The 23,409-nt window shown below is 71.1% G+C and carries 19 protein-coding genes and 1 pseudogene; 5 read left to right on the top strand and 15 right to left on the bottom strand.

Annotated elements, in window-relative coordinates; translation table 11 throughout:
- Positions 1-227: 227 nt before the first annotated feature.
- From AB0D31_RS20455 to AB0D31_RS20390, 14 genes are all read right to left on the bottom strand, one after another.
- Positions 228-803: a dihydrofolate reductase family protein gene (locus AB0D31_RS20455; protein WP_362724888.1), complete on the bottom strand. Its 576-nt coding sequence runs from the start codon at positions 801-803 to the stop codon at positions 228-230.
- Between the two features lie 268 nt (positions 804-1,071).
- Positions 1,072-1,845, bottom strand: a complete 774-nt coding sequence (locus AB0D31_RS20450) for an SDR family oxidoreductase (protein ID WP_362724885.1) — start codon at positions 1,843-1,845, stop codon at positions 1,072-1,074.
- Between the two features lie 77 nt (positions 1,846-1,922).
- Positions 1,923-3,659, bottom strand: a complete 1,737-nt coding sequence (locus AB0D31_RS20445) for an APC family permease (protein WP_362724882.1) — start codon at positions 3,657-3,659, stop codon at positions 1,923-1,925.
- A 217-nt stretch (positions 3,660-3,876) separates the two neighbouring features.
- Positions 3,877-5,151 carry an MFS transporter gene (locus AB0D31_RS20440; RefSeq protein ID WP_362724879.1) on the bottom strand — a complete coding sequence of 425 codons (1,275 nt, stop codon included), beginning with the start codon at positions 5,149-5,151 and terminating at the stop codon, positions 3,877-3,879.
- 2 nt (positions 5,152-5,153) lie between these two features.
- Complete coding sequence (locus tag AB0D31_RS20435; protein ID WP_362724876.1) at positions 5,154-6,581, bottom strand: amidase; 1,428 nt, start codon at positions 6,579-6,581, stop codon at positions 5,154-5,156.
- On the bottom strand, positions 6,578-7,825 hold the full coding sequence (locus AB0D31_RS20430) for an ATP-grasp domain-containing protein (protein ID WP_362724873.1): 1,248 nt from the start codon (positions 7,823-7,825) through the stop codon (positions 6,578-6,580). The genes AB0D31_RS20435 and AB0D31_RS20430 overlap by 4 nt, the downstream gene beginning before the upstream one ends.
- Positions 7,826-7,864: 39 nt before the next feature.
- Positions 7,865-9,103 carry a biotin carboxylase gene (locus AB0D31_RS20425; RefSeq protein WP_362724870.1) on the bottom strand — a complete coding sequence of 413 codons (1,239 nt, stop codon included), beginning with the start codon at positions 9,101-9,103 and terminating at the stop codon, positions 7,865-7,867.
- Positions 9,100-10,299 carry a 3-deoxy-7-phosphoheptulonate synthase gene (locus AB0D31_RS20420; protein WP_362724867.1) on the bottom strand — a complete coding sequence of 400 codons (1,200 nt, stop codon included), beginning with the start codon at positions 10,297-10,299 and terminating at the stop codon, positions 9,100-9,102. Before AB0D31_RS20420 ends, AB0D31_RS20425 begins: the two co-directional genes overlap by 4 nt.
- Entirely contained in the window at positions 10,296-11,834 is a 1,539-nt protein-coding gene (locus tag AB0D31_RS20415) for an aromatic amino acid ammonia-lyase (protein WP_362724864.1), read from the bottom strand. Before AB0D31_RS20415 ends, AB0D31_RS20420 begins: the two co-directional genes overlap by 4 nt.
- The gene (locus AB0D31_RS20410; RefSeq protein ID WP_362724862.1) at positions 11,831-12,871 is read right to left on the bottom strand and encodes an acyl-CoA synthetase; all 1,041 of its coding nucleotides are present in this window, start codon (positions 12,869-12,871) and stop codon (positions 11,831-11,833) included. Before AB0D31_RS20410 ends, AB0D31_RS20415 begins: the two co-directional genes overlap by 4 nt.
- Positions 12,868-13,167 carry a phosphopantetheine-binding protein gene (locus AB0D31_RS20405; RefSeq protein WP_362724859.1) on the bottom strand — a complete coding sequence of 100 codons (300 nt, stop codon included), beginning with the start codon at positions 13,165-13,167 and terminating at the stop codon, positions 12,868-12,870. The genes AB0D31_RS20410 and AB0D31_RS20405 overlap by 4 nt, the downstream gene beginning before the upstream one ends.
- Before the next feature lie 11 nt (positions 13,168-13,178).
- Complete coding sequence (locus AB0D31_RS20400; protein WP_362724857.1) at positions 13,179-13,571, bottom strand: hypothetical protein; 393 nt, start codon at positions 13,569-13,571, stop codon at positions 13,179-13,181.
- A gap of 55 nt (positions 13,572-13,626) precedes the next feature.
- A complete protein-coding gene (locus tag AB0D31_RS20395; RefSeq protein WP_362724854.1) occupies positions 13,627-15,351 on the bottom strand; it encodes a prenyltransferase/squalene oxidase repeat-containing protein in 1,725 nt (574 codons plus the stop codon).
- Entirely contained in the window at positions 15,348-16,664 is a 1,317-nt protein-coding gene (locus AB0D31_RS20390; RefSeq protein WP_362724851.1) for a phenylacetate--CoA ligase family protein, read from the bottom strand. Before AB0D31_RS20390 ends, AB0D31_RS20395 begins: the two co-directional genes overlap by 4 nt.
- 179 nt (positions 16,665-16,843) lie before the next feature.
- On the opposite strand from AB0D31_RS20390, the gene AB0D31_RS20385 reads away from it, so the two are divergent.
- Both AB0D31_RS20385 and ddaH read left to right on the top strand, forming a co-directional pair.
- The gene (locus AB0D31_RS20385) at positions 16,844-18,055 is read left to right on the top strand and encodes an AMP-binding protein (protein ID WP_362724848.1); all 1,212 of its coding nucleotides are present in this window, start codon (positions 16,844-16,846) and stop codon (positions 18,053-18,055) included.
- Between the two features lie 139 nt (positions 18,056-18,194).
- Positions 18,195-19,073 (top strand): dimethylargininase, encoded by an 879-nt coding sequence (ddaH, locus tag AB0D31_RS20380; RefSeq protein ID WP_362724846.1) that lies wholly within the window; start codon positions 18,195-18,197, stop codon positions 19,071-19,073.
- A 47-nt stretch (positions 19,074-19,120) separates the two neighbouring features.
- Here ddaH and AB0D31_RS20375 read toward each other — a convergent pair.
- A pseudogene (locus tag AB0D31_RS20375) lies at positions 19,121-19,993 on the bottom strand (LysR substrate-binding domain-containing protein); the annotation flags it as partial.
- A gap of 357 nt (positions 19,994-20,350) precedes the next feature.
- Between AB0D31_RS20375 and AB0D31_RS20370 the strand changes: the two are divergent.
- From AB0D31_RS20370 to AB0D31_RS20360, 3 genes are all read left to right on the top strand, one after another.
- Positions 20,351-20,539: a hypothetical protein gene (locus AB0D31_RS20370; protein ID WP_362724843.1), complete on the top strand. Its 189-nt coding sequence runs from the start codon at positions 20,351-20,353 to the stop codon at positions 20,537-20,539.
- Positions 20,540-20,685: 146 nt separating this feature from the next.
- Complete coding sequence (locus AB0D31_RS20365; RefSeq protein WP_362724840.1) at positions 20,686-22,134, top strand: helix-turn-helix transcriptional regulator; 1,449 nt, start codon at positions 20,686-20,688, stop codon at positions 22,132-22,134.
- Between the two features lie 304 nt (positions 22,135-22,438).
- The gene (locus tag AB0D31_RS20360) at positions 22,439-23,293 is read left to right on the top strand and encodes a class I SAM-dependent methyltransferase (protein WP_362724837.1); all 855 of its coding nucleotides are present in this window, start codon (positions 22,439-22,441) and stop codon (positions 23,291-23,293) included.
- The last annotated feature ends 116 nt before the right edge of the window (positions 23,294-23,409 follow it).

Genomic DNA, 23,409 nt, shown 5'->3' with positions numbered 1-23,409 from the left:
ACGCCGGCAACCGGCCAGCACAGCCCAGTCGGCGCCCCGACGGACACGGACGGGAACGATCGACCGCTGTGCCGTCCGTGCCGCACGTCCAGGACACCTCCCGAGGGCGTCCCGGGCCGTCAGTGAGTGGAGTCGCCGTGCTCAGGGCGCGCACCCGAAACCGGGTCCGGTTCGGACCTGGCACTCACTTTCCTGATCCGCAGCAGCGGCACCATCGTCCGTCGAGCTCAGCGAACGACACGGTAGGAGAGATGAGTCGCCGCCGGGGTCGCTACCACCTGAGTGCGTTCGAGGGTGATGGCGGAGTCGAGCACGCCGAACAAAGACGTACCTCCGCCGACCAGGACCGGGATCACGTGCACGCGGATCTCGTCCACCAGGCCGAGCGGGAGCGCCTGCTGCATGATGGTGGCGCCGTGCAGCCCGACGACCTTGTCGCCCGCCGCCCTCTTGGCCTGCTCGATCGCGCTGACCACCCCGTCGGTGACAAAGGTGAACACAGCCGGATACGACCTGGCGGGTGCCTGATGGGTGACCACGAAACACGGGACATCCCCCATCGGGCCGCCCTGGCCCCAGCCGCCCTCTCCCTCGTTCTTCTCAAAGGACGTACGGCCCATCACCACCGCACCCCAGTCATCGGCCACCTGCTCCAGGATGGCCCGGTCTTCGTCGGCCGCCTGGTCGGACATCCACTTGTGCAGCATCGAGGCACCGTCGCCGAACGGGTTCTCGCGGCTGTCGTTCGGGCCCGTGACGTATCCGTCGAGCGAGACGGACATGTCGCAAATCACTGGTGCCATGGGTAACGCCCTCCCGCTGACGATGCTCGGGATTCACCGTGCGCTGTCGCTGCGTACGACTCTGCACGACGACCGAACTCATCGGTGACCCTGTAGATCGCGTCCATCACGCCTTCCCGCCGTGAACCCCGCACGCGACCAGGTAAAAACCCCTGACTAGTACAAAACACCAACCGGGCCTTTACGCGCCTTTACGCGCCTTTACGCGCTGGACTACCTACAAGCCACCCGGCGGGGCGGGGCGGGGCGGTGCGGGGCTCCGCGAGCGTCAGCGGCCTCTTTCGGCGCCGCCGTTGACCTGAACGATCTGTGCGGTGATCTGGGACGCGGATGGGGAGCAGAGCCATTGGACGGTGCTCGCGATGTCCTCGGGGACGCCCGCGCGGCCGGTGTGGGTCTGACTCACCAGCAGGTCGTGCCGGGTGCCGGCGTGGCCTTCGGCGCCGAAGAACTCCGTCTGCGCGGTGTAGCCCGGAGCCACCGCGTTCACGGTCACGCCCTGCGGCCCCAGGGCGGCGGCCAGGTCATAGACGTACGGGTGCAGGGCGGCCTTGGCTGCCGCGTACGAGCCCGCGCCCGCGCCCCGGTACGCGGCGATCGAGCTGATCATCACAATCCTTCCGCCGGGAGAGGCGATCACCGGGCGGCACGCCTCAGTGAGCAGGACGGCGGTCAGGACGTTGGCTCGGAAGTTCTCGGTCCAGTGCCAGGCCGCTCCGGCCGTGCCCTCGTCCGCTCCCTCGGGGGCGCCGATCAGGACGTTGCCCCCGGCCGAGTTGACCAAGACGTCCACCGTTCCGTACGCGGCGCGCAGTTCGTCCCGTACGCGGTCGGCCTCCTCGGGGCGGGCGAGGTCGGCGGTCAGGGCCCGTACCTGGCCGCCCTGGGCCGCGTATTGTCCGGTGAGTTCCTTCGCCGTGCGGGACAGTACGTCCTCCCGGCGGCCGATGGCGACGACCTGGGCGCCTTCGGCGGCGAAGGCCGCGCACACGGCGCGTCCGATGCCGGTACCGCCGCCGCTCACTACCACGGTGCGTGTCATGGAAAGCCTCCGAATCGGGTCTGCCGGGGTGGTCGGGTCCGGCCGGTCTCGCGGGTGTGCCGGGTCCAACGAGTCTGTCATGTCTGCCGATTGTGCTGTGCGCGGCGGACTCCTGAGCGCACGCCCCAGCGGTGGACGAGCAGGGCGGCGGCGCCCACCGCGACGGAGTCCCAGGGCGCGGTCACCAGCCCGGATCCGCCGGTGGAACCCGCGGCCGCCGCGACGAAGAGCAGGAGCAGATAGCCCAAGAACCAGGCGCCCGAACGGAGTTCGATGGCCAGGCGGTCGCGGTCGGAACGGTACCTGATGGCGAAGATGACGAGGGCGGCCAGCATCAGGGGTATCGCCGTACTCAGTTGGTGCCAGCCCGCCCAGTGCACCAGCTCCGTAGAGACGACGAAACCGGCGGGTGCGATCCAACCCATGCCGCGCATACGCCAGTTGCCGGCCTCGCGGTCCGCGTCGTGGCCGGGCGCGTGGTCCGCCCCGTAGGGAAACTGGCGGTCCGTCCCGTGACCAAGCCCGCCGTCCGCCCCGTAACCGAGCTTACGGTCCGCCCCGTAACCAAGCCCGCAGTCCGCCCCGTTGCCAGGCTCGTGGTCCGTCGCGCGGAAGGTGCTGACCGCGACGGAGCAGGCGGCGTACGTCAGGAGGGAGAGCACCCCGACCACGCCGATGATCTCCTGCCAGCCGTGGAACGGTGCGAGGAAGACCGTCGCCAGGACGAAGTTGGCGAGCAGGGTGCGCCGGGGGACGCCGGAGGCGGGATGCACGGAGGCGAAGAAGGCGGGCAGGACGCCGTTGCGCGCGGCCGCGTACGTCTCGCGGCTGCCGGAGGCGACGAAGATCCCTGCGGCGCCGGTCGGCGAGAGGACTGCGTCCGCGTAGATCAGGGTCGCGAGCCAGCCGATGTTGAGCGCCAGCGCGAGCTGACCGAAGGGAGAGTCGAAGTCGATCCCGTGCCAGCCGCCGGCCAGCCGGTCGATCGGGATCGTACCGACGAAGACCAGTTGGAGGACGGTGTAGAGCACGACCGCCAGCAGGATGGCGGTGATGACGGCGCGCGGCAGGTCGCGGCGCGGGTCGCGGGCTTCGGCGGACAGCTCGATGGGGGCTGCGAAGCCGTTGAAGGTGTAGATGATGCCCGCGCCGGCCACGGCCGAGAGCGCCGCCGACCAGCCATACGGGGCGAAGCCGCCGCCCGCCTCGACGGTGCCCGGGTGGAAGCCCGCGGCGACCAGTACCGCGATGGTGATCAGCGGGACGCCGAACTTGAAGACCGTCAGGGCCGTGGTGACCCGGGCGAAAAGCCGGACGCCGAACCAGTTGAGCAGCGCGAGGGCGGCCAGGAGCACGACGGCCGCGCCGATGCCCCGCGCCGTGAGGGCTCCGTGCCGGTACAGGTCGGGGACGTAGTGGCCGGCGTACTGCACGATCGCGGACGCCTCGGCGGCAAGGGCGCTGGCGACGGAGAGCAGGACGGCCCAGCCTATGGCCGTCCCCACCAGCGGCCCGTTGGCCTCCAGGGGCCAGCGGACCATGCCGCCGGCGCGCGGGCGGGTCGCGCCGAGCTGCACGAGGACCAGGCCGACAAGCATCATCGCGGCACCCGCGACGGGCCAGGACAGGAGGGCCGCCGGGCCCGCCGCCTGCGCCGCGTAGTAGGCGCTGAAGAGCCAGCCGGACCCGACCATGCCGCCGAAGGCGATGGCGGTCAGGCTCCACCGCCCCAGCTCACGCCGGAGTCCTTCGTCCGGCGGGGCGGTTCGCGGCGCCTGCTTCTCCAGTACGGGTGGCGGGGAGGGTGCGGACATGTGTGTCTCCAGGTGGGGTGGCCGGGCGGGCGGGATCGGTCGCGGGCAGGCGTGAGCGACGCTCGGCGTGGCGCGGGCGGGGAGCCGAAGGGGCGGCCGCGGAGAGAGTTGCGGTGGGCCTCGTGCAGGCGGTCAGTGGTACGGCGAGTCAGTCGTCCAGGGACGGTCGTGCGCAGGCGGTACCGACTCCCCCGTCAACCGCCGGCAGCCGCCCCCGTCAGCCGTCGGCCGACTCCCCCGTCAGCCCGGCGACCCGGTCCCCGGGGGTCGGCTCTCCCTCGTGCTGGGCGGGGGCGGTGGCGGGCGTGCGGCGGGTGAGGAGCAGCAGGAGCGCCGCGAGCACGACCGCACCGACGGCGAACGGCAGCGCGGGGTCGATCTGGTAGAGGCTGGTCGCCGCGAGGGGCCCGAGCACCAGAGTGAGGGCGTTGACGGAGGCGCTGAGTCCGGCCGCGCTGCCCTGTTCGTTGGCTCCGACGCCGAGACTCATCGCCGAGTTGTAGCCGGGGATCGCGAGGCTGTGGCCGAGTCCGGAGACGGTGACGGCGGCCAGGAAGACCGGCAGCGAGTCGGCCAGGCAGATGACGACGAAGGCTCCCGCGGTCAGCGGCACGCCCACGCGCAGCAGACGCTGCGGGCGCCACGCCAGCTTGGGGATGATCAGGCCTTGGACTACGAGCATGGGCAGGCCGCCGGCCAGCAGGACCATGCCGGACAGCTCCACCGTGCGTGCGGGGGTGAGGTCGAGCCGGTCCATCAGCAGGAACCCGATGCTGGACTGGAGGAGGCTGGTGGAGAGGTAGATGCCGGCGCCGGACACCAGGAACCTGCGGATGCGCGGGTCGAACGGGCTGAGCCGTCCGCGTGCCGCCGTACGGTCGGTGTGGCGTTCCTCGGCGGGCAGCCAGATCCAGACCACGACGCCGACGAGGCCGATCAGCACCGGTGCGGTGTAGAGGGCGGGAAGCATGCCCAGGTCGCCGAGGAGTCCGCCGAGGCCCGGGCCGAGGACGAGTGCGAGGCCGATGGCGGCGCCGACACGGGCGATCCCCTTGATGCGTTCGCCCTCCTCGACGGAGGTGTCGGCCACGTACGCCTGTGCTGCGACCGGCAGGGCCGCGAGGGAGCCGCCGAAGAGGATGCCCCGGGCGAGCAGGAGCAGGACGAAAACGGTCGTGGCGCCCAGCACACCGCGCAGCCCGAGGTGGGCGGTGGCGGCGAAGGCGGCGAGGCCGAGGGCGGCGCCGAACAGGGCGATGACCATGAGGGGTTTGCGTCCCCACGCGTCGGCTCGGCGGCCCCACAGGGGGCTGACGAGCGCCACCACGGCGGCGGAGGCGCTCATCACCATGCCGTACTGGAACTCGCTGATGGACAGTTCGCGGGCGAGCGGCGGCAGGATGGGGGTCAGGATCTGCTGGCCCGCGTAGCCGCCGAAGACGGCGAGGTGCAGGAGGCCGAGGCCTCCGGTTTTCTGACGTGCCGTGACCATCGTCACTCCTCGGAACTGCCTTGTACAGATGGGGCGTTGGCGATTCGGGGTCGCAGTCGGAGGTCGCCGAGCGCGTGAGCCACGTCCTGGGCGGCGGCGATGAGCGCGCCCTCCTGGTGCGCACCCGCGACGAGTTGCATGGCGATGGGGGCGTCGAGTACGGGGGCGATGCCGGCCGGGAAGGTGATCGCGGGCAGTCCGGCGAAGCTGGCGACCGGGGTGAAGCCGATCTCCCGGTCGTAGCGGGGGTCGCCCGGTACGGGGATGGTGGAGGCGGCGGGCGGCACCGTACCGCGCGGTCGGGGCAGTGCCGGGTCGAGCGGCAACAGCCAGGCGTCCACGGCCCGGTCGGCGAAGTGGGCCGGGAGTGAGGCGCGCAGCCGTGTCATCCGGTCCCGGACGGCGGCGTACTCGTCGTCCCCCACGTCGGCGCCGGCGCGCAGGGCGGCGAGCGTCGAGTCGAGGAGGTCGTCCCCGATGCGGGCGCGCCAGTCCTGGTAGCCGTCCCAGGCGTCGCGGGCGCACAACTGCCAGGCGTCGGCGCGGCAGTCCCACAGTTCGCCGAGGTCCGCGTCGACGACGGTGTGCCCTGCGGCGCGCAGGAGTTCGGCGGTGCGGGCTACGGCGCGGGCGATCTCCGGGTCGAGTACGCCGTCCCGGTGCAGTTCGCGCGGAACACCGACGCGCAGTCGGCCACCGGCGGGTACGGGTGCGCCGAGCCCCAGGTGCTCCCAGGCGAAGGCGAGGTCGTCGGCCGTGCGGGCGACCCAGCCGGGCGCGTCCATGGCAGGCGAGAGGGGGAAGACGCCCGGGAGGTTGCGCGGGTGGTGGGTGACGCGCAGCCCGACCACGCCACAGCGTCCGGCGGGCCAGCGTACCGAGCCCAGGACGTCCGTGCCGAGCGAGACGTCGCAGATGTTCGCGGCCACGGCGACGCCGGAGCCGGTGCTGGACCCGGCGGGGTCGATGTGCGGGAAATACGGGTTCACGCAACCCGTGCCGACGCCGATGTTCAGCTCGGTGGTGACCACCTTGGCGACGACCTCGGCGTGGGTGACGTCCCGCAGGACGGCGGCCGTGGCGCGCGGGTGGTGGCGGTAGTGGCGCAGCCCGAGTCGGGTGGCGAAGCCCCGTACGTCCACGGTGTCCTTGACACCGAGCCGCAGTCCGCCGGTCGGCTCGCGCAGTTCGGTGCAGGCCCGGTAGTGGCTGTCGGCGCGGGTCGCCCAGTCCGCGGCCTGGACGCGGAGCTCCTCCGCGCCGATCTCCCCCGTGGCCAGGAGGCGGTGGCGGTCGGCCAGCGGCAGGGCGAGGATCTCGGGCAGGGCGTTCCCGGCGGTCGTGGTGCTCAGGACGTCGCGCACGGCGTGGGGTGTGGCCGCCGCCCCGGGTACGGGGACGGCCGGGCGGGTGTCGGCTCGGTTACTCATGACAGTTCGTAGAGCCCCTCGCCGTCGAGGAACCGGAGGGTTCCGTAGTCGCGGAGGACGACCTCGGCGACCTCGTGCCGCAGGTTGACGATCATGGGGTACGTCAGGTCGTCGACCGTCGGTCGGATCTCGCCGCCGGGCGCCACGAGAGGGCGGATCTCATGGACGCTCTCCAGTTTCTCGATGGTGTCCATGTGCCGGAACCGCTTCAGCGTCCCGGACGAGGGCGAGATCATGGCGATGGAGGCGAAGTGCTGCTGGATGACGTAGTCGGCCCGACGGCGCTCGTGGAAGCGCTCCGGTGCCACGTACGCGTCCACGGTCCAGTCGATCTGGGAGGAGCCGGTGCCCAGGCTCGCGTAGTAGGGGATGTCACCGCCGGCGATCCGGGCCCCGGCCTCCACCAGGCAGGGACCGTCGGGGGTCAGCTTGACCTCCAGGTGGCCCGGACCGTGCTGGATGCCCAGGGCGTCGAGGACGTCCTCGGCGTACCGGCCCAGCACCTCGCCCTCGGGTGAGCGGCGGGCCAGCAGGTGCACCGAGTCGCACAGGTCGAGGACGCCGTTGGCGGTGATGCGGGTGGTCTTCCAGACGTCGGTGACGTGGTGGTGGCCGTCGCGGCTCACGGTGTTGACGACGTACTCGCCGCCCACCAGGTACTCCTGGGCGACGACGCCCTCGTTGTCGACGGAGAAGAAGTTCTCGGCGCGGGCCAGGTTGCGGTAGGCGGCGATGGACTCATCAGGGGTGTCACAGAAGTGGATGCCGTCCCCGCCGGTCGAGCGGATCGGCTTGACGACGACGCGCCGCCCCAACTTGGTGTGCCACTGCCGCAGTTCCTCCTCGTCGGTGACGAGGATCTGCTCGGCGCCGTGGACACCGGCCTTCTTGATGGTCTCCACCATCGTGTACTTGTCACGCCGCGCGGGGCTCAGGGCCGTGCCGTTGGTCGGCAGGGACATGGCCTCGCTGAGGACGTCGGCGAACTCGACGCCGAACTCGCCGCCGGGTACCACCGCGACGGGCTCGAACGCGGAGACGGCACGCACGGTCTCGGCCAGGTCGCCGTGATGCACGATGTTGGCGGCGTAGTTGTCGAGGCTGAAGGTCGATCGGTACACCTTCGGCACCTCGGGGGTGCTCTGCACGCGGATACAGGCGTATCCGGCCTTGATGAACTCCGGGGCGAGGCGCCGGGTGGGGTGGTAGGCGTCGACGATGACGACGTGGCCCTTGACGGACATGGGGTGCTCTCCCTCAGGGGGCGGGGTCAGGGGGCGGGGTCAGTGGGCGGGACTGAGGACGACGGGTTCGGCGCTCACGCGGAAGGCCGCGGCCGTCGTGGTCAGCGCGTGCTCGACGGTGGCGGAGTCGGAGGCCCGGAAACGGAAGCGGCCGCCGACGTGTTCGTAGTAGGCATCGGCCGCGGGGAGCACCTCGCCGGGCTTGAGGAGCACCTCGGCGTAGGGGCCGAGCTCCCAGCCCGTCGTAGGGGTGACCTCGGTGATGCGGCAGGGGCGTGCCTCGGGTGCCGGAATGAGCAGCCAGCCGCCGATGTGTTCCGCGGGAGCCGGTCCCACGGGGCGTACCGGCAGCCCGAGTTGGAGGCGGAAAGCGGCCTCCATCAGGTCGTACCCGTGCAACTCCCGCCAGATGAAGGGAATCTCGGCGCCTCCGATGCGCGCGCCGACCTCCAGGAAGCGGCACCTGCCGCTTCCGGCCTCGACGAACACTTCGAGGTGGAAGGGGGTGGGCCGGTCCGTGAGCGCGGCCAGGGCGGCGCGCGCGTGCTCGCCGATGGGGGCCAGGACCGCCGGGTCGTCCTCCTCGACCGACCCGAGGAAGGTGCCCTCGCGGAAGCCCAGGCAGGTGTTGACGTATCGGGAGGCCCGCCAGCACATGAGCTCCGTGCCGTCGAAGATCCCGTCCACGTGGTAGATCGCGTCGGGCAGGAACTCCTGGACGAGCATCGGCTCGCCCCAACTGGACGCGTCCAGTTCCTCGGGGCCACCGACCAGGCGGACTCCCGCGCTGGAGCTGCCGATGCGGGGTTTGAGCACTACGGGCCAGCCGTGCGCGGCGGCGAACGCGGCGACCTCGGTGGCGCCTGTCACGGCCGCGCTCGCGGGAGCCGGGACACCGGCCGCGGCCACGGCCTCGACCATGAGGTGCTTGTCGCGGAACCGCAGCAGGTCCTCGGGGCGGTCGCCGGGGCAGTCCCACTCGACGCGCAGCGCGGCGCCGACGAGCAGGTCGTCCTCCTTGAGGGCGACGATCCGGTCGGGCCGGCCGTGGCGTGCGGCCAGGAGGTGGACGGCCGCGCGGACCTCGTCGAGGTCGTCGGTCCTGGTCACCGTGACGACGTCGGCGGCCGCGGAGGATATCGCCGGGAGTGCTGTCTCCGTCGCGACGTAGGTGACCGTGTGGTCGCCGTGGTCGAGGTAGCGGTCGTACTCGGCGTAGCGCTCCTGCCATCGTGTGACGATCACGATGTGGGGGCGGGGGGTGTCGGCGGCGGTCACGGGGTGTCCTTTCGCGCGAGCAGGCCGGCTGTCACCGTGAGCAGGTCGCGGGCCTGTGCGGGGCTCAGACGCGGATCGCAGGCGGACCGGTAGCGGGGCAGGGCGTCGGTGGCGAGGCCGGTCGGGTCGTCGACGCACTCGGTCACGTCGTCGGGCGTCATCTCGACGTGCAGGCCGCCGGGGGGTACGTCGTGGGCGCGCAGCACGGTGAAGAAGTCGGTGACCTCGCGGATCATGTCCGTCATCACGCGGGTCTTGCGGCCCGAGGCGTGACGGACGGTGTTGCCGTGCATCGGGTCGCACAGCCAGACCACGCGGCCGGCGAAGTCGGCAGCGGCTTCGATGAGCGCGGGCAGGCGGCGTGCGGTCTCGGCGGCTCCGAGCCGGGTGATGAGCGAAAGGCGTCCGGCGGAGTGGCCCCGGGCGAGTCGTTCGCACAGGTCGCGTACGTCGTCCGGGGACGCGCCCGGGCCCAGCTTGACGCCGACAGGATTGTTCACCGTTTCGGCGAACCGCACGTGCCAGCCGTCGAGTTGACGGGTGCGCTCGCCGATCCAGAGCATGTGCGCGGAGGAGCTGTAGTGCCCTGCGGCCTCGGGGTCCTCCCGTACCAGAGGCTCCTCCAGGTCGACGAGCAGCGCCTCATGGCTGGTGTACGCGGCGCCACCGGCGCCCTGTGCCAGGTGGCCCTGGAGCAGGAGGGTGTCGAGGCACCGCGTGGCGTGGTCGTAGGCGGCGCGCAACCGGGCCGGGTCGGGGCGGCGGGCGGCGGGGTCCGCCTCGGGCCGGTTGACCGCGTCACCTCGGTAGACGGGCAGGACGGTGCCGTCGGCGAGGGTCTCGGCGGGGTGTGAGCGTGGCTTGGCGTACTGACCGGCGAACCGGCCGATCCGTACGACAGGGAGTGCCGCGCGGGTTGCCAACAGGTCTGCCAGGTCGGCCAGTTGATCGGCCTTGGCGGTGATCCTTGCGGGCGCGGAGTCGAGGAAGGGTTCGGCGCAGTCGCCGCCCTGGAGGACGAAACCGGTGCCTTGCGCGGCCCGGGCCAGTTCGACGCGCAGTCGGTGCACGGCACTCGCGTCGACGAGGGGCGGCAGCGAGGCGAGGCCGGCGCGGACACTCTCCAGGCGTTCGTCGGAGGCCCACGGGGGTTGCTGGGCGGCGGGCAGGCGGACCCGGTGTGTCGCTGTCGTCATGCGCATGGTCCTTGCGGAGTCGTGAAGTGGCGTTCGAGTCGTCGGGCGGTGGCGGCGACCTCGTCGGCCAGGGGCCGGTCGCGGTCCAGGGGGGTCCAGTCCGCGGCGAGGTGTCGCCAGACGCCGTGCGCAGGGGCGGTTCCGTTCAGGTGGGCGAGTTGGTTGAGGGCGAGGGCGAGGGAGGCGACGATCCACCAGGCGCGGTCCAGGGCCGTGGACACCGCGTTGGCGCTGTTGAGGGCCAACGGCACATGGTCCTGGTTGTTGAGGTTGGTGGGGACCGGGGTGAACGAGGCGGGGTAGCCGTGCTGGCGGATTGCGCCCAGGTGCGAACCGGCGGCGATCTGGACACCGGCGAGGCCGCTCTGGCGTCCGGGGGTGGGCGTCAGCATGGGCGGGAGGCCGCCGTTGTGCTGCGGGTCGAGGGCGAGGTGGAGCTGGCGTTCGGCCAGATAGGCCAGCTGGTGCAGGCACAGCATGTGCTGCTCGCTCGCCAGGGCCACGGGCGCTGCGTGGAAGTTCCCGCCGTGCAGGACGTCGTCGTCGACGAAGACGGGGTTGTCGGTGGTGCCTTCGCCCTCGGTGATCAACACCTGTCCCTGGAAACCGAGTTGATCGAGGACGGCGCCGACGACCTGGGGAGCGCAGCGCAACGAGTACGGCTCCTGGAGCCGGCGCGCGGCGCCTTCGACCTGGACGACGGCGCTGCGGGCCGCACGGATCAGGGCGGCGGCCTGTCGCTGGCCCCGGTGCCCCCGGACGGCGGAGAGCCGGTCGTCGTAGGGCTCGGGGCTGCTGCCGAGGAGCCCCGCCAGGTGTCCGGTCCCGACGGCCACGGCGTGGGCCAGGGCCTGGAGACGTACGTGATTGTGCAGAGCCTGGGCGAGGGAGGCGCTGGTGCCGTTGGCGAAGGCCAGGGCGGACCGCGCGTCCCAGTGGACCGGGTCGGCTCCCAGCGCGCGCAGCACCTGGTCCGCGGGCTCCTGCCGCCAGGTGCCGTCCGGTTCGCGCCGCCAGGCGCTGCCGTTCCCGGCCGCGGCCTGTGCCGCGTGTGCCAGGGGAACGAGGTCGCCGCTGGCGCTGAGGCTGCCGTCCTGGGGCACGACCGGGGTGAAGCCCTGGTTCCACTGGGTGGCGAGGGCGTCCCAGACGCCGACGGCCACGGCGGACCGGCCCAGGGACATGCCGCGCAGCCTGAGCCAGACCATGGTCCGGGTGACCTGGGGCGACAGGGCCGTGCCCTGGCCGGTGGTGAGGTGGTCGAGGAGGCCGGTGCCCTGGACGTGCGGGTCGTGGTCGGCGTCGTAGGCCACCAGCGGGCCGAAGCCCTTGGTCAGGCCGTAGACCGGGCGCCGGGCGGCGATCTCGGTGAGGGAGTCGCGGCTCGCCGCGAGGCGGGTGCGGTCCTCGGGGCCGAGGGCGAGCACTTGGTCCGGTCCCGAGGCCCGCAGGAAGTCCTGAACCGCGTCGGGGCCTGACGTGGTGAGGGCTTCGGTGAGGGGGGTGAGGGGCGGCAGGGTGGGCGATGTCGTCATGCCACTCTCGTCGTCGTCGTGGGAACCGTCGTGGGAGGGCCGGTGAGCCGGTTCAGCAGGGGCTTCCCGGTCGCGGAGCGGGCGATCCGGTCGAGGTGGCGGACGGCTCCGGGAAGCGGGCAGCCAGGTAGCGCGGCCGTGATCGCGCTACGGACGGCCTGCGCGTCGACACCGCTGGGGCCGTTGGCGTGGAACAGGTCGTAACGCTCGCCGCGCACGGGGTCGTCGGCGGCGGCGCAGACCACCTCGGTGCCGGGGAAGGCGGCGGCGACCGCGTCCTCCACGACGCCGAGGTCGCAGCGGACTCCATTGACCTTGATCATCCGGGAGGACCGTCCTCGCCAGAGGAAGGAGCGGGCCGCCACCGGGGTCACCGTGTCGTCCATGGTCCACGACGTAAGGGGGCGGTCGGAGGCGTCATGCCGGGCGAGCCGGGGGCCCCGCACGGTGAGCCGGTCGTCGTCGCCCACGTGGACGTCGACGTCGTCCAGGAGTCGCCAGGGCTTTTCCGCTCCGGGGTCGACGGCCAGGGGACGCATGGCGACCGCGCCGGTCTCGGTGGAGCCGAAGACCTCCACGGCCGTGAACGGCGTGCCCTGCCGGTCCCGTACCAGGTTGCGGGCGGCGGCGGTGACGGGTCCGGTGCCGTGGAGAGCGACCGCTCCCGGGTGGTCGGCTGTGGACGGCACCAGGGAGCGCAGGACCAGCCAGCTGGACGGCAGACAGACGAAGAGGGTGCGCAGCCCGGGGCGCGGGGCCGGCACGCTCGTGGGGTCGTCCCAGGCCCGCACGACGGGCACGTCCAGGAGTTCGGGCAGGACGGCGCCGAAGAGCCTTCCGAAGAGGTGGCGGGGCGGGGCGAAGCAGACGATCTGCTCGACGGTGCCCAGCGCGGTCCGGGCCACCAGTAGTGCCTCGTCGCGCAGTTGGTCGGGGGTGCGCCACCAGCGGACCGGGTCGCCGCTGTGGCCGGAGGTCTCGAAGGGGACCTCGGCCACCGGGCGATCGGTGGTGGCGGGAGCGGAGACCGGTGTCACGAGGTGGCTTCCAGGGCCGTACGGTCCTCGATCAGGTCGCGCACGAAGGCGGCGATGCGTCCCACGGTGGCGAAAGTGTGCCGGACATCGTGGGCGACGAAGTCGACCTCCACACCGAAGGCCGCCTCGACGCGCGAGACGCACTCCAGAGCGGTGAGGCTGTCGTAGCGGTCGCCGAGGGCCCGGGCCAGATCGGCGTCGTCCGCGACGGCCGCGAGGGCGTCCCCGAGAAGAGGGCTGAGTGCGGCCCGTACCTGCGTGGTGAGTTCGTCGAGGGCGGGGACGGTCGTGGTCATGAGTGATTCCTTCACGGGCTCGTGGCAAGTCGGAGGTGACCCCCGTCGACCAGGTGGACGAGCGCGGGATCGGTGGGGCGGAACTCGATGTAGAGGAAAGGGGTCCGCTCGGTCATGCCGAGCGCCGCCGCGATCTCCTGCGCCAGGTCGGAGCGGAAGGTCTCGTCGCGGTCGGGGCCCACGCACACGGTCACGCGTGCGTGGTGCAGGCCGTCCCCGGCGGAGGGCAGCGCATCGGCGGGCATCCCACCGGTGAAGAGGGAGTTGGGTTCGGCGGTGGTGAAGTGCACGACGACGTGACCGGCGGGCACACCACGGGCGGTCAGGTGCCGGGTGAGCCGGATGGCCACGGCCCGTCGCGCGGGCACCGTCAGGTCGGAGGTGAGGATCTCGATGGTGGGCATGGGTGCCTTTGGTGGGCCTCGGGGAGGTGGACCGGCGGGGGCGGGGGGGCCGGGGTCAGGACAGGACCAGGTCGGGCAGGGAACCCGTCGGCCCCTGCTCGACCCGGCGCCGCAGCAGCGCACCCAGGCAGGCAGCCAAGGGACCGCCCGTGGCGGGGGCCAGCGGGGTCCAGGCGGTGCCGTTCGTGGTGTGCACGCGGTCGACGAAGCGGCGCAGGTGCTCGGGGTCGATGGCGATGCCGAACAGGTCCGCGGTAGCCACCGCTTCGTATGTGGACAGCAGGTCGGGCATGCGCGAACCGGTGTCGGCCCAGCCACCGCCGCGCACCCGGTGGGCGTCCAGGACGTCGCGGACAGGGGCGTCGTCCAGGTGCCCGAGTGCGTGGCGGACCCGCAGGACGCGCAGGCGCGCGCGTGCGCCTTCTGCCGGGCTCCGGGTGGTGAAGGTTTCCAGGGCGCCGTCGTCCAGGACGACGCTCACGTCCGCGTCGAGCAGACGGACGACGGCGACGGCGGCCGCCGTCGACAGGGAGTCCGAACCCCTGCCCTCCCAGAATCCGAACCCGCCGTCGGGGTTCTGCAGGGAGCGGAGCCAGTCGAGGACGCCGGCGCGCTGCTCGGCGTGGCGCTCGGGATCGGCGAAGGCCCCGGCGGTGAGGCCCCACAGAGTGCAGCGGATCTCGCTGCCGCGCCCGGGCATGTACATCAGGCCCGCCTCGTTGGGCAGCCGGCATCCTTCGAGCCAGGCCCGGTGGGCGGGTACGGCGGGATCCTCCGGGCGCGTGAGGACGGCGGCGGCGGTGGTCAACGCGTCTGCGGCGAGCGCCGGTTCGCGGTAGGTGTAGCCGCCGTCGGTGCAGGCGAGTTCCGCGATGCGGCGGACCACGTCGTCGGCGATGTCGCTGACCTCGGCGCCGACACCGACGAGCGCCCCGACGGCGCAGAAGGAGGCCCATACGTCCTCGACCGGGTAACCCTCCCACCGCACGAACGCACGCCCGGGACCGCGCAGGGCACGTACCCACGGCTCGATGTCGTACGTGGGCATCGCGTCGAGGATGCGGAGGGCGGCGACCGACCGGTAGGTGGCCCACATGCACGGCGTCCCGGCGTCAGGCGAGAACCGGAACCCTCCCTCGGGGGCCTGCTGGGCCTGGAGCCAGGCGACCAGGCGCGGTACGTCCCAAGGAGGGCGTACGGACTCCTGGGCATTCAGGGCGGCCCAGGCGGCGGCGCCGTAGTGGCAGGCACGCACGTCGGCAGTGGTGTGGCCCGGACTCCAGGAAAGCCCGCCGTCCTCGGTCTGGAGGCCGCGGAGCCAGGCCAGCAGGCGTTCGCGGTCAGGGACGGTGGAACGGGCCGGGCCCAGGGTGGTGCGGGTGGAGAAGTGGGTGGCCCAGACCTCGGCGTCCTGGCCGGGCGTCATGGCGTACGCGTCGCCGGTCCAGGTGGTGGCGAGCCATGCGGCGGTCGTCTCCGGCTCCGGGACGGGGCGGCCGAGGTCGGTGAGCGCCTGGGTGCAGTAGAACGTTGCCCACGCGTCGGAGGGCATGCCGACGGACCAGGCGTAGCCGCCGTCGGCGTTGCGGCGACCGGCCAGGTAGCGGGCGGTGGCGTCGGGGGCGGTGGCGTCGGCGGCACGGCCGAGCCAGGCGAGCGTGCGTATCGCGGCGTACGTGCACCACAGGTCGGGTTCGCCCAGGACCGCGCCGCCGGGAGGGGAGGGCACGGCGGAGATCGTGGTGAGGCCGGCCTGAGGAGACACGGTGGGGGCGGTCATCGGGCGCTCTCCACGATGCGTACGTTGGTGCGCTTCCAACTCTTCTGTGAGCCGCCGCTCTTGGTGGTGGAGGGCAGCGCGTTGAGAAAGGCGACACGGTCCCAGGCGAGGCCCAACCGGTCCTGACAGGCTTGGCGAACGGTGTCGGCTGCGGCGGCTTCGCCGGTGCGGTCGGCGCCGGGCGCTCGCTCCAGGAGGAGCCGGGCCTGCGTGCCCGCCTCATCGATCTCGACCAGGTAGCCGGTGGCCGGCGTCAGCCCGTAGACGATCTCCTCCACGTCGTGGATCGCCAGGTCGACGCCCCGCACGCGCAGGCCGTCGCTGGACCGGCCGCGGACGACGATGGTGCTGCCGGGGGTGGAGCAGTCGCACCGGTCGCTGCTGATCTCCACCTCGTCGCCGGTGTCGAGGCGCAGCAGCGGGCGGGCGTGGAGGTTGAGGGGGGTGACGACCAGCCGCCCCGAGCCGTCGGCCGGCAGGGGTGTGGTGCGCTCCCCGTCGGTCAGCTCGAAGTAGTGGGCGTGGGTGAGCAGGTGGAGGTTCCCGGCCGGGCAGGTCGCGGCGAGTGTGCCGGTCTCGGTACTGCCGTAGCTCACGTCGTATGCGGTGGCGTCCCACCAGGCGCCGAGCCGAGTACGCAGGGCGGGGGTGCTGACCTCTCCGAGGAGCATCAACTTGTGGACGTGGTCGGAGAGTTCGGGCAAGGTACCGCGCTGGGTGAGCAGCCGGGTGAGTTGCATCAGCACGCCGGGGGCGGCGAAGACGGCGGTGGGCCGCAGAGTTGACCAGAGGTTCGTCAGACGGTCCCAGTCGGAGATGCCGGTGGCGAACGGGTACATCCGTGTGTGCGGGAGCCCCAGGTACTCGCAGACGCCGACGATGAGGTCGGCGACCGGCACGATGTCGGAGGGCAGCAGGATCGCGACCCGGTCCTCGGCGCTCAGGACGGAGCGCCACGCCTCAGCGACCGAGACCGTGTTCCAGACGATGTCCTCCAGATGGCGCGGGGTCGGGGTGACCCGGCCGGAGGTACCCGTCGTCTCGTAGTACTTGGCCGCCTCGGCCAGCTCCCCCACCGCGAAGCCCCAGGGGTCCTGCTTGAGGCGGTCCTTGGGAGTGATCGGGAGCCGCTCGAAGCTCTCCCAGGAGAACGCGCCGATGTCCCGGAACGCCTGGGACTTGGCGGCTCGCTCCCACACCGCGGCCACCTTCTGGAGGTGGAAGTCTCCGGTGGGCGGGTGCCGTCGGGCCCGTAGGGCTTCCTCCTGCGCCTGCCGCAGCAGCCTCAGTCCCGCTTCATCACGGATCAACATGCGTTTTCCCAACTCGCTTCGACAGGTGGCAATTCCTCGACGCGCTTCGAAGAATTCAGTCACAGCCCCCGTCGCACGTCCAATAACCATCTCGAATCAACGCGCGATAAGCACGGCTGATCACGTGAGTGGGAAATCCGCTTGGACAGTGGGTGTCGCCGCCGTACCTACTTGTTGACATGACGAAGACGCACACGGAGCTCTCGGTTCCCGCTCTGCTGGAACGTATGGCGGAGATTCCGTCCCTCAGTGACCGGTACGACGACGCACGGGCCCTGCCCGAACCGCAGTTGCGGGACTTGCCGATCCTCACGAAGGACGACTTTCGGGGTGCTCTTCCCGACGTCCTGCGCGTGGCCCGGTCGCGGCAGCACGGTTCGATCGTCCTGGGCAGCGGCGGCACCACCTCGACCCCGAAGTTGAGTTTCATCGCCAGCGGCCAGCTGATCGAGGCGATCGCCGCCGAGTGGAGTCCGCTGGACCACAGGGACGTCCTGGTGAACTACGACACCCCCGGCCGGCTGTCCTCGTCGCACAACTTCTTCAACGCGGTGGCGCACCAGGCCGGCGCGGTGACGATTCCGTTGGGTGCGGTGGACGAGGCGCAGCTCGGCGAGTGGCTGGACTTCGTGGGCCTGCTCGACGCGACCGCCCTGAACGCGACGCAGAGCCAGATCGGAAACCTGCTGGAGTTCTACGAGCGCACGAACCGCAAGCCCCCGGCCTTCAAGAAACTGCTGTGGACGGGCGAACCCTTCGGCGACCGCGCTCTGGAGACCGTTCGCCGTGTCCTTCCGAACGCGGAACTGCACGGGGTGTACGGGTCGACGGAGACCTGGGTGATCGGGCACAACGGTCCGGGCTGCGCCATGGACACGTTTCACCTGATGCCGTACCAGCACGTCGAGTTGGAGGACGGGGCGATCCTCGTCACCAACCTGCATCCCGAGTGCGTCAACCCGGTGGTGCGCTACCGGCTCGGCGACCTCGGCGAGTTCACCCGTTGCGCCTGCGGCCGGGAGGATGCCGCACTACGCGTGATGGGCCGCGACGATCCACAGATGAAGTTCCTGAGCATTTTGGTCACCCCGCAGGAGATCGTCGAGGCGACCCGGCTGCACCCGGCGGTCAGCGACGTGCAGATCGCGCTGTTCGACCACGGCTCTCCCGCGGAGCGGATGGAGCTGCGGATCAAGACCGCCCGGGGCGTCGATCCGGCCGAGGTCGAGCGTGCGGTGCACCGCACGGTCCTCACCCAGGTGTACCGGCTGGGCTACGAGGTGGAGACCGAGGCGCCGAACGCGTTCGCGGTGCGTGCGGTCGACCGCTTCACCGTCAACGACCGGTCGAACAAGACACCGTTGGTCGTCAAGGACAGCCCGCTGGCCTGATCCCGCCGGGGCGCCGCCCGGCTCACCCCGCTCACCTGGCCCACCCGGCTCACCCGGCTCACCCGGCTCACCCGGCTCACCCCGCGCCGAGGACACCCATCCCGTGTCCGACCGGCCCGATTTCGAGAAGAGAGTTCCCATGGCTCAGCGCATTACCCGTACCGCTGTTCCCCGCCGTTATCTCATGTGCCGACCCACGCATTTCGAGGTGACGTATTCCATCAATCCGTGGATGGACCCCGAGAAGCCGGTCGACCGCGAACTCGCCATCCTCCAGTGGGAGCGTCTCCGTGAGACCTATCTGGAACTCGGGCACACGGTCGAATTGATCGAGCCGGCACCCGGTCTGCCGGACATGGTGTTCGCCGCGAACGGCGCCACCGTCGTGGACGGACGCGTTCTCGGCGCCAAGTTCCGCAACGAGCAGCGCGTCGCCGAGGGGCCCGCCTACTCCCGGTGGTTCCGGGAGAACGGGTTCCCGGAGGTACGGGATCCGGAATTCGTCAACGAAGGCGAGGGCGACTATCTCGTCACCAAGAGCTGGGTGCTGGCCGGCTGCGGCTTCCGGACCGACCCGGCGTCGCACCAGGAGGCCCAGGACTTCTTCGGCCGACCCGTGATCGGTCTGCGTCTGGTCGACCCGCGCTTCTACCACCTGGACACCGCGCTCGCGGTCCTGGGCGACGACGAGATCATGTACTGCCCGGAGTCGTTCTCGCCGGGCAGCCGGGCGGTGCTGCGCCGGCTGTTCCCGGACGCCGTCCTCGTCTCGGCCGAGGATGCCGGCGCGTTCGGCCTCAACGCCGTATCGGACGGGTACAACGTCATCCTGCCGCAGGCGGCGAGGGGGCTGGCGGAGCAGCTCGCCGCGCGCGGTTACAACCCGATCGGAATCGACCTCTCGGAACTCCTCAAGGCCGGGGGCAGCGCCAAGTGCTGCACCCTGGAGCTCCGCATGGCCGGATCGACCGCCCCGGAGCGTGCGGCGACGCCGACGCGCACGGCCTGCGTGGTGTGACGTCGGGCGCGCCCACCGTGCCGCTGGTCCGTGGCGGAGGCGACGAACGACAGGAAGGCCCGCAGCGCGGACTTCGTGTTGTCCTTGCGCCACACGAGGGCCAGCGGCACGGTGGGCGCACCCTCCAACGGGCGCAGCACCACACCGGGTACGTCGAGCAGGGTGACTGCGTCCCGGGTGACCAGGGTCATTCCGTGTCCCTGTGCGACCGCCATGAGCATGTGGGCCTCGTCAGGCTCCTCGCGGACGATGTGCGGGGTCCGGCCCGCGGGATAGACGGCCTGGATGATCGACTCCCACAACCCGCCGGACTCGCGGGGGAAGTAGACCAGGGGGTAGGCGGCGATGTCCTCGAACCTGACCGTGGGCCGCCCGGCCCACGGGTGGTCGGCGGGGAGGGCTACGAGGATCTCCTCGCGCCCCACGCCGAGGAGATCCAGGTCCTGGCTCAGCTCCACCGGCGGCCGCACGAAGCCCACGTCCACACGGCGGGCACGCACACGTTCCAAGTTGAACGAGCTGTAGCCGGCCGAAGTCCGCAGGGTGACGTGCGGACGGACCGAGCGGAACGCCACGGTCAGTTCGTGGGCCTGGCCCAGGCCGGCGGACGCCGTGTGGGCGAGGGTCAAGGTCGCGTGGTGCCGGTCCGCCATGTCGTTCGCGAAGCCGTTGACCTCCTCGGCGTGCGCAACCAGGCGCTTCGCCTTGGGCAGAAGCTCCTCGCCGATCGCGGTCAGGGAGACGGTCTGGCGCGACCGGTGGAAGAGGGGGGCGCCGATCTCGCGTTCCATCACCTTGATCGCCTGGGAGAGGCCGGGCTGCGAGATGTGAAGTCTCTTCGCCGCTCTGCCGAAGTGCAGTTCATCGGCCACAGCGATGAAGTACGTGAATCCTCGAATGTCCACGGGTCCAACCTCCATGCGCCTCGCGGCGCCCGTAGCGATGAGGAGGGGCCGTCCCGTCCGCACGCCGATCGGCCGGGCCTGCCGCGACTGGCGGACGGCGGCTGGCGCACCGAGAAATCCCAAGCGCCCCCCTGGCGCGGGTGGTCCGCACCCTTGCGAACCGTCCCGAACTCCCTCGCCCCCAAGGTCTCCAACTGGTTTCGGCCTGAAAAGTAGGCCAGCGAGTCAAGTTCTGTCAAGCATTGACTTTCTTCGTCAAGAGTCCTTAGTTTCGACACTCGTCCCGCGCCACCCAAGACCACCCGGACCGTCCGGACCAACCCGCGGGACGACTTCCGGACACACCAGCCCCACCGAGAGAGAAGAACTTCCATGCGCCTCGTCCACGGCTTCGCCTCCCTCGCCACACTCACGGCGGCAATGCTGTGCACCGTCCCGCCGGCTCATGCGGGAGAGCTCACCAGTCGTTCGACGGCGACCGCCACCCCCCAAGAGATCGAGTGGCCCGCCCCCAACCCTGCGGCCTCCGACGAGATCGAGTGGCCGGCCCCGACTACTTGAGGAGTCTTCCCGCTCGGCTCGCTCAGGGGCCGGGAGCTCGTGCCGTCACGGCGCCGCCCCCGGTTTCTTGACAGCCCAGGTGAAGAATTGAATAATCCGTCGACAACTCGAGGCGGGCAACTCGAGAACGGGGCTGTCCGTAAGGAATGAAGATGCTTGAGCAGCCGGCATTCGGTCGTCGTCTTCGTCAGCTCCGACAGCAGCGAGGGCTCACCCAGGCCAGCCTCACCGGCCCCCGCATGTCGGCTGCTTACGTGTCCAGGTTGGAGGCGGGGTCCCGGCCACCCACAGCGCAGAGCGTGGAACTACTCGCCGCCAAGCTCAACGTGCCTGCCAGCGTGTTCAACGAGACCGAGGTCACCGCACTCTCGGACACTCTCGCCACCACGGCGGCACTATGGGAATCGGCCACCAAGGGCGAACTCCGACACCAGCTTGAGCAGGCGCTGGAGAAGGACACCGACGCCGACCCCACCTTGCAGTTGCAGGCGTACGCCCAACTCGCCAAACTCCAGGGCGAGGAGGGCCACAGCCTGGAGGAGTACGACACCCTTCAACACCTCATGCGGGTGAGCGAGGAGCTCGGCCACCCTGTGCTTCTCCTCAACGCCCACCTGCGCCTCGCGCGATGTCAAAGAGCCCTCGGCCACGTCGACGATGCGCGCGCCACCGCGCGGGCAGGGCTGCACCTCGTGCAGCAGGCCGGTCTCGGTACCGACGACGCCATCCGCCTCAAGATCCTGCTCGTCTCCACCGCGGCCGAACTGGGTGACCTCGCCGATGCGAAGCGCCTCAGCGCCGAGATCTGCGCCCCCCTCGAGAACCGTAGGGGCTCCCTCACCGCAGAGGCATGGTGGACCGCGGCCACCGTCACGACCCGCATTGGCGACCACAACCGCGCCCGTCTGCTTCTGGACAAGGCACTCGCGGCGGTCAGCAGCCGCGAGGACCTCTCCTTGTGGGTGCGCCTCCGCCTGGCAGCCGCCGCCCTCACGCTGCAGGCCGCTCCCCCGCGCCTCGACGCCGTCGAGCACTACCTCGCTGAGGTCAAACCGGCCTTGGACCTGGTGGGCACTGCGCCGAACCAGCAGGAGCACACGTTTCTGACAGCTCAACTCAGTTATGCCCGGGGTGACTTCGCTGCGGCCCGTGCCCTCTGCGACGGCATCGAGCAGGACGCGCTCCTGCTCAGCTACCGCGACCGGATCCGCTTCCAGATGCTGCGGGCGCAGATCCGGATAGCGGAAGGGGACACCACGGCGATCACGGACCTCACCGCGCTCGCGGAGCGGGCCCAGGACACGGGAATGATCGACTTGGCCACGGAGGTATGGAGAACGGCGGCGCAGGCACACACGGGGCGAAAGGCTCACGAGGGGCCTGGAACGGGCCCCGAACCGGAGGAACGCTCCAGCGCTCCTAGCCCGTGGAAGGGGGCCGAGGCTCCACCGGATGACTCCCGTACGGGCCCCGAGCCACGGCGAAGCGAGCCGGGAGAACAAGGCTCGGACCTGCGCCTCCTCGACCTTCAGCACCCCGTGTCCGAGAGCCCCGGGGCGACCGCTGCCGGAACCGGCATGCCCAGCGTGACCTGACCGCTCAGCTTCGTCGTACATGTCTGGCCTCGGTGGTTTCACCGGTCCTGAGCCACCACCCCTAGACCCTGGAAACGAACGAAGCCACTCCAGGAGGCCACGAGGTTGGATGACTCGATGGGGCGACGAGAGCGCGTGAAGAAGAGACCGCCTCCCTTCGGCGTGCCGAGGAGCGTCGTCCTGCTGGCGATGCCTCTGCTCAGGCAGCGGCATCACGGGATGTCCAGAAAAGTCGGAGGCGTCGCTGCCCGCGCGTGGCATACCATCGGCCCGCCCCGACCCGTCGAGTAGCACCAAGGACTTTGTGAATCACTCCGATCTCCGCGCCAAGGCACCTTCGCTCGCGGCCGGCATGGCCGCCGCCGACCACAGCCCGGACATCCAGCTGTCCCAGACTCACCACCGCGCCGCGCTCGTGGCGAGCTGGCACATCGCACCAGGCGCAACTGTCCTCGAACTGGGCTGTGGCCAGGGCGACATGACCGCCGTGCTTGCGGAGGCGGTTGGGCCCGAAGGGCGCGTGGTGGCCATTGACGTGGCCGAAACCTCCTACGGGGCGCCGGTCACGCTCGGAGAATCGGCGGCCCGGCTCGCGGCGGGCCCCCTCGGGCCGCGCATCGACTTCCGCTTCGGCACCGATGTCCTCGACCCATCAGTCGACTTCCCCGAGGGCACCTTCGACCACGTGGTGCTCGCACATTGCTCCTGGTACTTCGCTTCGCTCGGACAACTGCGAGACACATTGGCCCGGGTGCGGGCGTGGGCGCGGCGGCTGTGGTTCACCGAGTGGGACTTGACACCTGCCTCTGACGACCAACTGGCGCACCTGCTCGCCGTACTGATCCAGGGGCAGACCGAGGCCGCGGGATCGCATGGCCAGGGCAACGTCCGCACACCTTTCTCGCGCGAGTGCCTGCTGCGGCTCCTGCCTGAAACCGGCTGGACGGCCGACGGCGACACATCGGTCGATACCGAAGAGCTTCAGGACGGCGACTGGGAAGTCGCCGCTTGCCTCGACCTGGTCGGCACGGAGGAGCGTTTGGCAGCGCTGCCCGAGCCGGTGCGGCAGCTGCTCCTGAGCCAGGCCGACGTTCTCCGGGCCATCGCCAAGCCCCGCGGTAACCGCGCGCTCGCCGCGTATGCAGTCACCGCGCGCTGACGTACGACCTCAACGGCCGGTCCGGTCACCATGCGGAGACGAGCAGCCTCCAGACGATGGCGGAGCTGAACTCGCCGTTGTGGTGGCTGCGAAGCCATGAGCTGCGAGCAGCGAGC

It is taken from the genome of Streptomyces sp. NPDC048361, from assembly GCF_040651795.1.
In the GTDB taxonomy this organism is placed as follows: Bacteria; Actinomycetota; Actinomycetes; order Streptomycetales; family Streptomycetaceae; genus Streptomyces.
The sequence above is the reverse complement of the archived record's forward strand: the minus strand, read 5'-3'. Positions and strand labels throughout refer to the sequence as shown.